The sequence below is a fragment of the Pantoea sp. sgz302252 genome (assembly GCF_047713085.1).
Taxonomy (GTDB): domain Bacteria; phylum Pseudomonadota; class Gammaproteobacteria; order Enterobacterales; family Enterobacteriaceae; genus Scandinavium.
The window spans coordinates 156,459-168,445 of record NZ_JBLFJW010000005.1; the positions used below are offsets into that span (position 1 = coordinate 156,459).

The following is an 11,987-nucleotide window of genomic DNA, read 5'->3' on the forward strand; positions in this document are numbered from 1 at the left end:
CAATGAAGGATTACCTGATTTTTCAGCTCTACTCGCCGCTGGCATCATGGGGGGAAGAGGCCGTCGGCGAAGTGCGGCATTCGGCGACAGTGCCGACACGCTCAGCGTTGCTCGGCCTGCTTGCCGCAGCCGTTGGGATCCGCCGTGACGAAGAGCAACGTTTAGCCGCTTTTCATGACGGCTACTTTTTCACGGTGCATGCCCTGGCGTCTCAGGATCGCTGGTTGCGGGACTATCACACGGTCAGCATGCCCCGGGAAAACAAAAAATATCATTACCACACCCGTCGGGAAGAACTTTGTCTTGCCCCGGATGAAGTGAGTACGTTGATTTCACAGCGGGAGTATCGCTGCGACGCCTACTGGCACGTCGCCGTTTCGGCAAAGCCCAATGCGCCTTATTCGCTTGCCGATTTGCAACAAGCGTTACTCACACCGCATTTCCCGCTCTATCTCGGCAGAAAGTCCTGCCCACTGGCCTTGCCGCTATCGCCGCGTCTGTTAAGCGGTGATGTAAAGCAGGTATTGCAGAGTGCGGCAAAGACGTTGCGTCCGGTGGAGCTGCAAGGCTTTCTTTCGCAAAGCGGCGTTTGCTATTGGGACGATCCGCAGGAAAACAGCCTGAAATGGCAACAAAAGCTGCGCAGCAATAACCAGCCTTTGAGCCGACAGCGCTGGCAGTTTGGTAGTTATCTGCGCTTTAGCGGGCCATTACAGGGAGGCGAATAATGTATCTGTCACGTATTCAACTCCGTTTTAATCAGCTTCGCCCAGAGATGCTGGCAAAATGGGATGCCGCCGCGCCTTATGCCAGCCATCAGTGGCTGTGGCAGCTATTTCCTGAATTGCAAACGCGCCATTTTCTGTTTCGCCAGGAGCTGAAAGGCGGTTTCTTTGTGCTGTCGGCAACACCTCCACTCATTGAACATAACCTTTTTCAGATAGAAACCCGGCCGTTTAAACCGCAGCTGGGGAAAGGGGCATTACTCGATTTCCAGCTACGCGCTAATCCTGTTGTCACGCGAAACGGCAAGCGCAGCGACGTCATGATGGATGCCAAATATCAGGCGAAAGTGCAGGGGATACCGCAACCAAAATGGTGGGCGCTTCAGCAGGAGGCGGCGCAGCACTGGCTGACAATGCAGGGACAGCAACATGGTTTCACCCCCGTTTTCCCTGACAGTGACTCGTTCGCATCCTGGGCGGGGGATGATGACGCCATGGAGCCTGCAAAAACTTGCGTCACAGCCTATACGCAGCATCGTTTTGCGCGCAAAGAGGGCGAAAAGCCCATTGTGTTCAGTAGCGTTGATTTTGCCGGAACGCTGCGGGTTACGGATCCTGTCGCATTTGAACGGGCGTTGTTTACCGGGCTTGGAAAAAGTAAAGCGCTGGGCTGCGGTCTGTTGATGGTCAAACGGAGGACGTAATGGCCTGGCTTCCCCTTAATCCCATTCCATTGAAAGACCGTATTTCAATGATTTTCCTGCAATATGGGCAGATAGACGTTATAGACAGTGCATTTGTGCTTATCGACAAAACAGGTGTGCGAACCCACATCCCGGTGGGGTCGGTCGCCTGTATCATGCTCGAACCGGGTACGCGAGTTTCTCACGCTGCGGTTCGTCTGGCGGCAACCGTGGGAACGTTATTGGTTTGGGTGGGGGAGGCCGGAGTACGTTTATATGCCTCGGGCCAGCCTGGCGGGGCGCGTTCGGACAAACTGCTCTATCAGGCCAAACTGGCGCTGGACGATGATTTGCGTCTGAAAGTGGTGCGTAAAATGTTTGAACTGCGCTTTGGTGAACCTGCGCCAACAAGGCGTTCTGTCGATCAGCTCCGTGGTATTGAAGGCAGCCGTGTGCGGGCGACATATGCTCTGTTGGCAAAACAGTATGGCGTAAAGTGGAACGGTCGTCGTTATGACCCGAAAGACTGGGAAAAGGGCGATACGGTCAATCAGTGTATAAGTGCAGCGACGTCATGCCTTTACGGTGTGACCGAAGCGGCGGTACTGGCGGCGGGATATGCCCCGGCCATCGGTTTTGTGCATACAGGAAAACCGCTGTCCTTTGTTTACGACATTGCCGACATTATCAAGTTTGACACGGTTGTACCTAAGGCGTTTGAAATCGCCCGTCAGGAGCCTTCAGAGCCAGACCGGGAAGTGAGGATCGCCTGTCGGGATATTTTCAGAAGCGGTAAGACGCTGGCAAAATTGATCCCGCTTATTGAGGACGTTCTCGCTGCCGGAGACATTACCCCTCCACCACCCCCGGCGGATGCGCAGCCGATCGCTATTCCATTACCGGTTTCTCTGGGTGATACCGGACACAGGAGTCAGTAATTATGGCGATGCTGGTTGTTGTTACTGAAAATGTACCTCACCGCCTGCGCGGCAGATTGGCGGTCTGGTTGCTTGAAGTTCGTGCAGGGGTTTATGTCGGTGATACCTCACACAAAACCCGAGAGATGATCTGGCAACAGATCCTGACGTTTGCGGAGGAGGGGAATGTGGTGATGGCATGGGCAACCAATACTGAATCAGGGTTTGAGTTTCAGACCTGGGGAGAAAATCGACGCATGCCGGTAGATCTCGATGGGCTCAGGTTAGTTTCCTTTCTGCCTGTTTAAAATCAACAGGTTAGGCTCTTTAAAAAATTGATATTCTTTGGTGGGAATATTTCCATGGGTAATTTCCTTTTAATTCAATGATCTATTTTTAGAGTGTTCCCCGCGCCAGCGGGGATAAACCGCGAGTTATTAGAGGCTTGGTGGTTGCTGTACGGTGTTCCCCGCGCCAGCGGGGATAAACCGAAACTGACCTCCTACGTGACTGCGGGCAAGCTGTGTTCCCCGCGCCAGCGGGGATAAACCGGATGTTGATCCGCACGATGAATATCTGTGCTGGTGTTCCCCGCGTGAGCGGGGATAAACCGCGTGAGCAGGAAATCCGCCGGCAGTTCGCAGCGTGTTCCCCGCGTGAGCGGGGATAAACCGGCGCACGCCGACTTTGAGGCGCTCTATCAGGCGTGTTCCCCGCGTGAGCGGGGATAAACCGGCACAGGCGCTGATTAACGCGCTGCAGGGTCAGTGTTCCCCGCGTCAGCGGGGATAAACCGGCCGCATTCAAACAGGCTGGGCAGGAGGGGGAGTGTTCCCCGCGTCAGCGGGGATAAACCGAGGCGCAACAATCAGCAGAATTTACGTACATAGTGTTCCCCGCGTCAGCGGGGATAAACCGAAAGTGGCACCAATCCCGGGTCTGTTTGAACAGTGTTCCCCGCGTCAGCGGGGATAAACCGCGTTTTGGTCTATTACGTTTGTGCTGCCGCGCGTGTTCCCCGCGTCAGCGGGGATAAACCGCCTAATTCAACGGCCCTTGCGGCGTTCCCCGGGTGTTCCCCGCGTCAGCGGGGATAAACCGACGCATCTGACGCGGACGTCTGCCAAACAGGAGTGTTCCCCGCGTCAGCGGGGATAAACCGCGATCACGAGGTCTTCATATGCAGGCTGAGCGGTGTTCCCCGCGTGAGCGGGGATAAACCGTCTACTTAACTTCATCTATGAGCAGTCGAACAGTGTTCCCCGCGTGAGCGGGGATAAACCGCAGAGGATTAATACGCACCAAGCAAGCCACCAGTGTTCCCCGCGTGAGCGGGGATAAACCGAGGCGCCACAATCTCAGGTGACGGAGTCGCCGGTGTTCCCCGCGTGAGCGGGGATAAACCGCATGGCGATGCAGCAGTAACAACGGACGGTAAGTGTTCCCCGCGTGAGCGGGGATAAACCGCCTAGTTTTCCGTACTTTACCAGCGTGGTATTGTGTTCCCCGCGTGAGCGGGGATAAACCGAACATTCAAGGATCTATGACCTGTCACCTGGGGTGTTCCCCGCGTGAGCGGGGATAAACCGCCTCCAGATACGCCGAACGCCGCCAAATTTCCGTGTTCCCCGCGTGAGCGGGGATAAACCGGGTGGATTCTACGCCACTAACTTAAAACGATTGTGTTCCCCGCGTGAGCGGGGATAAACCGAAAAAACAGAGTATTCATGGTTTCTCCATAGCGTGTTCCCCGCGTGAGCGGGGATAAACCGATGGCCTTCGCCGCGTTCTCCTCGTGAGCAATGTGTTCCCCGCGTGAGCGGGGATAAACCGATATTTTTTGACAAGTCAAGCGGAAAGAATCTGTGTTCCCCGCGTGAGCGGGGATAAACCGCATTACGGCGGAAACTACTCCGGACCGGGCGCGTGTTCCCCGCGTGAGCGGGGATAAACCGCTGGTGGCGTTTGATAACAGGCTGCTGATGCTGTGTTCCCCGCGTGAGCGGGGATAAACCGGCCGTGGTCCAGTGGCCGCACAATATGAAACTGTGTTCCCCGCGTGAGCGGGGATAAACCGCGAGTCCGGCTTTACATCGCACCAATCGCACGGTGTTCCCCGCGTGAGCGGGGATAAACCGCAGAAATGCCAATGCAACGCCTGAAATGAATTGTGTTCCCCGCGTGAGCGGGGATAAACCGGGGCGAGCGAAATAATGCCAGTAGAAACAGCAGTGTTCCCCGCGTGAGCGGGGATAAACCGCGCATTGCTGATCTGGAGAAAGATGCTCAGGGGTGTTCCCCGCGTGAGCGGGGATAAACCGGGGCGAGCGAAATAATGCCAGTAGAAACAGCAGTGTTCCCCGCGTGAGCGGGGATAAACCGCTATTTGCTGGACCGAGACAATTAACGAAGCAGTGTTCCCCGCGTGAGCGGGGATAAACCGCTGGCAGAACGCCTGCACGCCATCAAAGAACAGTGTTCCCCGCGTGAGCGGGGATAAACCGTCTTATAACAGTTTTATGTTATATGCCCCTGTGTGTTCCCCGCGTGAGCGGGGATAAACCGCAGCTTGACAGGTTGGGCGAAGAGAGGGGGGCGTGTTCCCCGCGTGAGCGGGGATAAACCGCCTAGAGCAGCGAATAACGTACAGTGAGCAGGGTGTTCCCCGCGTGAGCGGGGATAAACCGTGATCGATATAGCCAGGCACAGAATACGTTGGGTGTTCCCCGCGTGAGCGGGGATAAACCGTAGATTAAATTTAGCTAGCTGTTTTAGGCGCTGTGTTCCCCGCGTGAGCGGGGATAAACCGATTACATTCGCCCACTGGAGAGGATCCCCGGCTGTGTTCCCCGCGTGAGCGGGGATAAACCGGGTTCAGACGGGAACAGATTGCTGCTACGGAAGTGTTCCCCGCGTGAGCGGGGATAAACCGCAGTAATAGATGACACCCTGGTAGTTTTCGAAGTGTTCCCCGCGTGAGCGGGGATAAACCGCACAGACGGAAACAATACCCGGGCAATGATAGTGTTCCCCGCGTCAGCGGGGATAAACCGCGCAACGTCAATTTGCGCATCATCAAGGGAATGTGTTCCCCGCGTCAGCGGGGATAAACCGGTGGCGGGCGGCGTAACGATTTACGGTGGCCAGTGTTCCCCGCGTCAGCGGGGATAAACCGGTTATCGACATTACCGCCAAGCGCGAAGGCTTGTGTTCCCCGCGTCAGCGGGGATAAACCGCCCATCACCGGATCCCAAACGACGACGCGCTGGTGTTCCCCGCGTGAGCGGGGATAAACCGGCCCGAACATCCAGGAGCGGCAACGGGCAATAGTGTTCCCCGCGTGAGCGGGGATAAACCGGGCATCAGTATTAGTAATTGACATACCGAGCTGTGTTCCCCGCGTGAGCGGGGATAAACCGCGCATATCAAGAGGCGCAAGTTGCTAAAGCTAGTGTTCCCCGCGTGAGCGGGGATAAACCGCCAGCATTGATAACAGCGTTAGAAAAGCGGCAGTGTTCCCCGCGTGAGCGGGGATAAACCGTGAATCATGACAGTGGGGGGTTCCACAAAAGAGTGTTCCCCGCGTGAGCGGGGATAAACCGAATACAAAAAATCGAGGTGAGGAGGGGGGATAGTGTTCCCCGCGTGAGCGGGGATAAACCGTGAGCGTTAAATTATCCGCATACGTCTGGGATGTGTTCCCCGCGTGAGCGGGGATAAACCGCTGTTACGTGGAGCGGTACGGTCTGGATTTCTGTGTTCCCCGCGTGAGCGGGGATAAACCGCACGGCACGGTCAAGGACTTCGTGAAGTTCCGGTGTTCCCCGCGTGAGCGGGGATAAACCGCGATTACCAATCAGTGGTTAGTGGTGATAATGGTGTTCCCCGCGTGAGCGGGGATAAACCGCAAATTGTCGAGCTGCTCAACCAGTTATTCGCGTGTTCCCCGCGTGAGCGGGGATAAACCTGGTTTTCGTCATAATGCTCTCCGGTTATCTGCGTGTTCCCCGCGTGAGCGGGGATAAACCGCCAGATAGCCATCGCTGAAAAATCCCGCCGCAGTGTTCCCCGCGTGAGCGGGGATAAACCGCCGCCGTAAAAGCTGTTGCAAACACCGCGCAGGTGTTCCCCGCGTGAGCGGGGATAAACCGCGACATCGGTGAAAAAATTAGGCTGATTAGGGGTGTTCCCCGCGTGAGCGGGGATAAACCGGGATTGCGATCAGCAGCACCAGCCGGGCAACGGTGTTCCCCGCGTGAGCGGGGATAAACCGGGGATGATATGCGATTACCGGACAGCGTTCAGGTGTTCCCCGCGTGAGCGGGGATAAACCGCTGGCAGAACGCCTGCACGCCATCAAAGAACAGTGTTCCCCGCGTGAGCGGGGATAAACCGGCGCTGAATGAAGCTGTAGAAAACTATCAATCGTGTTCCCCGCGTGAGCGGGGATAAACCGGGGGCAGCGAAATAATGCCAGTAGAAACAGCAGTGTTCCCCGCGTGAGCGGGGATAAACCGTAAAAACACAATCATCAACAACAATCACCGCAGTGTTCCCCGCGTGAGCGGGGATAAACCGCATCCATAGCAGATGTATCAAGCGGGTAATTAGTGTTCCCCGCGTGAGCGGGGATAAACCGACAGAAAAACTCAAGTTCATAGGTACACATCTGTGTTCCCCGCGTGAGCGGGGATAAACCGCAGGTACTGCAAAACACATTCCCAACAGCGACGTGTTCCCCGCGTGAGCGGGGATAAACCGGTTACCTGTCCAGTGCCGTTCGTTGGGAGAAAGTGTTCCCCGCGTGAGCGGGGATAAACCGCATGCAACTGCATGATGTACGGTTCAGTTAGCGTGTTCCCCGCGTGAGCGGGGATAAACCGAGAGTCAGAAGGTGATTTACCTCCGCCAGGGGGTGTTCCCCGCGTCAGCGGGGATAAACCGTTAGAATGAGAGCGCACGGCCACACCGCAAACGTGTTCCCCGCGCCAGCGGGGATAAACCGCCCATCACCGGATCCCAAACGACGACGCGCTGGTGTTCCCCGCGCCAGCGGGGATAAACCGAATACTGGCGTTACGGTACTGCGCTTTAATCTGTGTTCCCCGCGCCAGCGGGGATAAACCGGCGACGGTGTTGAGTTGGCTCTTGGTACCCCTGTGTTCCCCGCGCCAGCGGGGATAAACCGCGTGGACATTGGGTATCGTTCAAGGCTCTCTGGTGTTCCCCGCGTTAGCGGGGATAAACAGCTATTGAGGTTCAGTCCTGGCATGGGCCGAGCAGGGGACAAATTAAGCTTTCCTCATCTTCGTCAGTTCTTTCTCCAAAGGTGGTACAACTTTCACTGTATCGCGGCTACGGCGCCCAATGTGACCAGATAGTGTTTTTCGATGCATGATTAAGCAGCACGGTATTATCGCCGGAGAATAGTTCATTTCCTGAGTTGGCCGTACGGTGAACCCTGCACTTTGACATTCCTCGGCGGAACCCCAAATTCTTTGCGAAAACAGGTCGTGAACCAGGAGTGATCGTCAAAACCACAATCCTGGGCGACAGACGTGATGGCTTTATTGCTGTAAAGCAGTTGGTAAAGTGCATTAAACAATCGGACTTTATTTAAATATCGCTGGGGTGACAGGCCCACATCTTTATCAAGATAGCGATGCATGGTTCGCACTGTAATGGAAAACTGTGAGGCCAGTTGTCCCCAGTCAATATGTTCCTGATAATTGGCATGCAGCCAGCGAATTAATCTCAGGGTTCTTCTCTCGTTAGTATTGTTCTTGTCGTAAAAATAGCTGCAATGCCGCAGGTCTACCAGCAGCCGTAAAAAAAGACTCTCTTGTTCAATGTATCCTTGGTGCTGGCTGGCAATTAATTTATCCAGTGCGTCGTTTATCATGCCTGCACTTTGTCTGTCTAAAAAACGGTGAATATGGTACGAGGCAAATTGTTTTGGGATTAAGGCTTCAAACCCTTTAATCAAATGGAAGTGGGCCGATGGCTGATAATAGATATTAATCACGCTTAGGTTTTGAGTATGCTCATAGATTTGCTGGTCGGTGGCTTGGGTAAAAAAGAGCATTCGTGGATAAATAGTGTAAGGTTTCCCATTAATAATATGCAGGCCGATACCATCAGCGATAAAGGTTATCTTGCTGAAATTAAAATTTGGTTTTGGTGAATAGTGTTGCGGAATGCGTGAGGTAATAATGATGTTTTGATGCTCTGAGATAAAGTGATCTTGAGATGCCAGTTTATTCATAATCAAGATGTATTCTTCAGGTTTTCTCTATTTACAGGGTATACACGCTATCACATAAAGGCTAAAGAGCTAAGCCCTTTAGCCTTTATTATTTGGGCAAAGTGATGATTAAAAACGCTAGCGATTATTTTTCGCCAAACCCGGCGTCGAACAAGGCTTTGATTTCTGAATAAACGGCTTGTTCATCTTCGCCATCACAAAAAACATCAACGCTTGCTCCGCCCGTTATTCCGGCAGTCATGAGTCCTATGACGCTTTTTCCTTTTATGACCTTTTCTTTAAACAGAAACTCTACTTTTGCATGATGTCTGGAAACAACTTTAACGATGGCACTGGCTGGCCGGGCATGCAAACCCGTCGTGTTGTTTACACGTAATGTTTCTCTAATCATTCAACTCATCCTGAAGTGAATAGGAATGCTGATGTCAGCTGTGGGTTACAGCCTGATTAACATATCGCTATGTCCTGTTTTGAAATATTCGTTCAACACAGTTTTCAACAAATAAGGTGCTTTCGGAATAGCATCAATGGTGTCACCCGCAATATGGGGAGTGAGCGTAACGTTATCCAGTTCCAACAAGGGATCGTTGTTTTCAATGGGTTCACACCAGCTGACATCCAGCGCAGCACCGGCGATGCGCTTATTCTGCAATGCGTCGATCAAATCTTCTTTGCAGACGACGCCCGCTCTCGCGGTGTTGATGATATAGCTGCCAGGTTTCATTTTATTAAAGATGTCTTTATTGATCATCCCCTCTGTTTCGGGTGTTAAGCGCATGTGCAAAGACAAAATATCCGCTTGTGATACCACGCTTTCCAGAGGCAGAAGTTCCACCTGAATGCCTTCTTTGCTTAGCATGGCGGCTTCAATAAAGGGATCGTGAGCAATCACTTTTATGCCTAACGCATTGAGTCTTTTAGCCACTAATTTCCCAATGTAACCAAGCCCAATCAGGCCTACCGTATGGTTAGCCAACACGGTTTTGAAGGCATCGTTAGAAAAGCTTTTACACCACTGACCCGTTTTAATCGCATGGTGAGCACGCGCGATATTCCTGGTTTCGGCATACATCAGGCTGAGCGTGAAGTCTGCCACCGGCTCGGCGTTGCGGATCACATGAATGAGCGTAATGCCCTTCTGCTTCACGCTGTCCAGCGCAATATGCTCAAGGCCACCGCGACAGGTGCCAATCAGTTTCAGCTTATTGGCAGCTTGCAGCATGGCGTTTGATACGGGGGCAATGTGCACCAGAAGGTAATCCGCTTCACGCATCGCCTCGATAATGCCGTCTGGCACAGGAACCGCCTCAGGGCCATGCTTTTCTATTTGCAGTATTTTTGCCTGGAACGCTTCTTTATCCAGCTGTGAAAACCATTCGAACGTGGCGATGTCGAGCTCTTCGCCGTTTCGGCCAGCAAAATCAATGCCTTTGGCCGCATCCATTAACGTCGCACTGCTGACCAGCGCATCTCCCACTATGACCAGTTTCATGGTTATTATCCTTTTTCCGTAAGGGTTTTTTGTTCATCATTTACGCTGACCTGTCTTTCAAGATAAGCATGAATGGCCTCTCGTTTGATGCGCACGAAAAGATAGAACACGATGTAAACAATGACGCTAAGCGCAATATAAAGTGGGTTTTGCGTAAGGAAGATGAGGAATAACCCGCCCATAAGATGGTTAGTCATCACGGCAAAGCTGCAAATTAACAACGCGCCAGCCGGGAGAATCACGCCAACACTTTTGGCGACGTCGGTGAAGACCGGAGCCACTGCGGTAATGATATATAACCCGCCAACGCACCAGATTGCGCCAGAAATAAGCGATTTAAAAATGTTGCCACCCGAGATAGCGATAATAAGTTCAATCATATACGGGATAGCAATCAGGTCGACCATGGGGAGCGTCTGATTACCGGGTAAGATAATGGCCAAAATAAAGATGACAGGAATAAGCAACATTCCGGTCAGTAAGGTGGCGGATTCGCCATAGCCTGCGGCATCGTTAATCGCCAGATACCAGACCCGATTCTGGCCACTGCTTTTGGCGGTTTTTCTGGAGGCATCGGTGAGGGTGGTGAAGGCTGAGGCGAAAACCCCGGCGATTTTAGGGAAGATGCACATCACGGCTGCTGTGGCGATCCCCACTTTGCAGACTTCACCCCAGGCTTCTAAGGTCTCCAGGCGCGTATAGTTGCCGGCAAGCCCAATTAAGCAGCCTAATACCAGGCCCAGACTGATGGGCTCGCCCATAAAACCTAATTTTTGCTGTAAGGTTTCCGGGTTCCATTTAACTTTGTTGGCGCCTAACTTATTAAGGATCCAGTCGACGACAATAGCTAAGGGAACTGAGCAGACATGGTGTGGAGCCGTCATGGTGCACCCGGGGTAGCCATAGTAGGTAGACCAGCGTTTGGCGACAATTTCGGAACAGACCAAAGAATATAAATTCGACAACAGCATCAAACCAATGGCCAAATAAATGTTGCCCGTTGCGATATAGAGCATTGACCCCCAGAGCATAAAGGAAAAGTTATTCCACATGTCTGAGGGCATAAAGATATTCGTAAAGCGGGTGATAAATAAAATTGTCTGAAACAGGAGCCCGAGGCCCAAAAAAATCATCCCAACATTGGTTGAGTAGGCGACAACGCTGGTTGCCTGCCAGCCGGTGTCCAGAATACGCAACGAAATGCCTGATGTTTCCACCATACGGGTGATGACGGGAGTGACGACAGGCGTATAGGCACCAATCAGCATGCCGAAGCCGGTTAAACCAATACCGGCATTCAAGCCTGCTTTCAGTGCCTTTTTATGATTCACCTTCATAATCAGCGCGATGATATAAATGATAAATGGAACAATTATCGCCGCGCCAAAGGAGTTCATAATTTTCGACAGAAGATCTAACATTTTCCCCTCTCATGCTTCTTGTGATCAGAATTAAGCTGAGAACGGTTGACTGTTCAGCAACGCTTTCTGATGAATAGATAAAATCTACAGAGATCGTAAGCTGCAACAAAACAGCAGAGTGCAGCGTCGGGTAGACACGCTTTCTCCATAAACTGAGGTTTATGGAGATGTCGTGATTAAATTTTTAATTTCTCTACGGCGTTGAGTAATTCTTCGATAAAACCATCTTCGTCAGTGCCTATTAATAATCCTACGGCATTAATGGTCGGGAGGTCGTAGGTGTCCTTGAGTGGGCTGGTGTGAACAATAATGTCCCACTTTCCTGAACTCAATTGTCCTTCGACGCCGCCTGGATTGACTTCAACCGTTTTGGCTTTGTATCCATTGACGTCAAGAATATCTTTTACTTTTTCGGCAACCATGGAACTGGTCACGGTGCCGGACCCACAAACAGAAATGACATTGATATTTTTCATCTGTGCTT

9 protein-coding genes and 1 CRISPR repeat array are annotated in these 11,987 nt (G+C 52.5%); of the genes, 4 read left to right on the top strand and 5 right to left on the bottom strand.

Annotation, left to right across the window (positions count from 1 at the left end; translation table 11 throughout):
- Positions 1–2 precede the first annotated feature (2 nt).
- From cas5e to cas2e, 4 genes are read left to right on the top strand one after another with little or no spacing between them, the layout of a single operon-like run.
- The gene (cas5e, locus tag ACLW56_RS05890) at positions 3–728 is read left to right on the top strand and encodes a type I-E CRISPR-associated protein Cas5/CasD (protein ID WP_330982874.1); all 726 of its coding nucleotides are present in this window, start codon (positions 3–5) and stop codon (positions 726–728) included.
- Positions 728–1,429 (top strand): type I-E CRISPR-associated protein Cas6/Cse3/CasE, encoded by a 702-nt coding sequence (cas6e, locus tag ACLW56_RS05895; RefSeq protein WP_330982875.1) that lies wholly within the window; start codon positions 728–730, stop codon positions 1,427–1,429. The genes cas5e and cas6e overlap by 1 nt, the downstream gene beginning before the upstream one ends.
- On the top strand, positions 1,429–2,346 hold the full coding sequence (gene cas1e, locus ACLW56_RS05900) for a type I-E CRISPR-associated endonuclease Cas1e (RefSeq protein WP_330982876.1): 918 nt from the start codon (positions 1,429–1,431) through the stop codon (positions 2,344–2,346). The genes cas6e and cas1e overlap by 1 nt, the downstream gene beginning before the upstream one ends.
- Positions 2,347–2,348: 2 nt before the next feature.
- Entirely contained in the window at positions 2,349–2,633 is a 285-nt protein-coding gene (cas2e, locus tag ACLW56_RS05905; RefSeq protein WP_330982877.1) for a type I-E CRISPR-associated endoribonuclease Cas2e, read from the top strand.
- A 93-nt stretch (positions 2,634–2,726) separates the two neighbouring features.
- Positions 2,727–7,574: direct repeats of the CRISPR family, unit length 29 nt; unit sequence GTGTTCCCCGCGTGAGCGGGGATAAACCG.
- A gap of 182 nt (positions 7,575–7,756) precedes the next feature.
- On the opposite strand, the gene ACLW56_RS05910 is transcribed toward cas2e, so the two are convergent.
- From ACLW56_RS05910 to ACLW56_RS05930, 5 genes are all read right to left on the bottom strand, one after another.
- Positions 7,757–8,590: a helix-turn-helix domain-containing protein gene (locus ACLW56_RS05910; RefSeq protein ID WP_330982878.1), complete on the bottom strand. Its 834-nt coding sequence runs from the start codon at positions 8,588–8,590 to the stop codon at positions 7,757–7,759.
- A 124-nt stretch (positions 8,591–8,714) separates the two neighbouring features.
- On the bottom strand, positions 8,715–8,981 hold the full coding sequence (locus ACLW56_RS05915) for an HPr family phosphocarrier protein (RefSeq protein WP_330982879.1): 267 nt from the start codon (positions 8,979–8,981) through the stop codon (positions 8,715–8,717).
- A gap of 45 nt (positions 8,982–9,026) precedes the next feature.
- Positions 9,027–10,082 (bottom strand): 2-hydroxyacid dehydrogenase, encoded by a 1,056-nt coding sequence (locus ACLW56_RS05920; protein ID WP_330982880.1) that lies wholly within the window; start codon positions 10,080–10,082, stop codon positions 9,027–9,029.
- Positions 10,083–10,087: 5 nt separating this feature from the next.
- Positions 10,088–11,503, bottom strand: coding sequence for a PTS galactitol transporter subunit IIC (locus ACLW56_RS05925; RefSeq protein ID WP_330982881.1), 1,416 nt, complete (start codon positions 11,501–11,503; stop codon positions 10,088–10,090).
- Between the two features lie 176 nt (positions 11,504–11,679).
- Entirely contained in the window at positions 11,680–11,979 is a 300-nt protein-coding gene (locus ACLW56_RS05930; protein WP_330982882.1) for a hypothetical protein, read from the bottom strand.
- Between the last annotated feature and the right edge of the window lie 8 nt (positions 11,980–11,987).

Bases quoted from the DNA above. Each gene is read 5' to 3' on its own strand.
- cas5e (WP_330982874.1), top strand. From the start codon at position 3: ATGAAGGATTACCTGATTTTTCAGCTCTACTCGCCGCTGGCATCATGG.
- cas6e (WP_330982875.1), top strand. From the start codon at position 728: ATGTATCTGTCACGTATTCAACTCCGTTTTAATCAGCTTCGCCCAGAG.
- cas1e (WP_330982876.1), top strand. From the start codon at position 1,429: ATGGCCTGGCTTCCCCTTAATCCCATTCCATTGAAAGACCGTATTTCA.
- cas2e (WP_330982877.1), top strand. From the start codon at position 2,349: ATGGCGATGCTGGTTGTTGTTACTGAAAATGTACCTCACCGCCTGCGC.
- ACLW56_RS05910 (WP_330982878.1), bottom strand. From the start codon at position 8,590: ATGAATAAACTGGCATCTCAAGATCACTTTATCTCAGAGCATCAAAAC.
- ACLW56_RS05915 (WP_330982879.1), bottom strand. From the start codon at position 8,981: ATGATTAGAGAAACATTACGTGTAAACAACACGACGGGTTTGCATGCC.
- ACLW56_RS05920 (WP_330982880.1), bottom strand. From the start codon at position 10,082: ATGAAACTGGTCATAGTGGGAGATGCGCTGGTCAGCAGTGCGACGTTA.
- ACLW56_RS05925 (WP_330982881.1), bottom strand. From the start codon at position 11,503: ATGTTAGATCTTCTGTCGAAAATTATGAACTCCTTTGGCGCGGCGATA.
- ACLW56_RS05930 (WP_330982882.1), bottom strand. From the start codon at position 11,979: ATGAAAAATATCAATGTCATTTCTGTTTGTGGGTCCGGCACCGTGACC.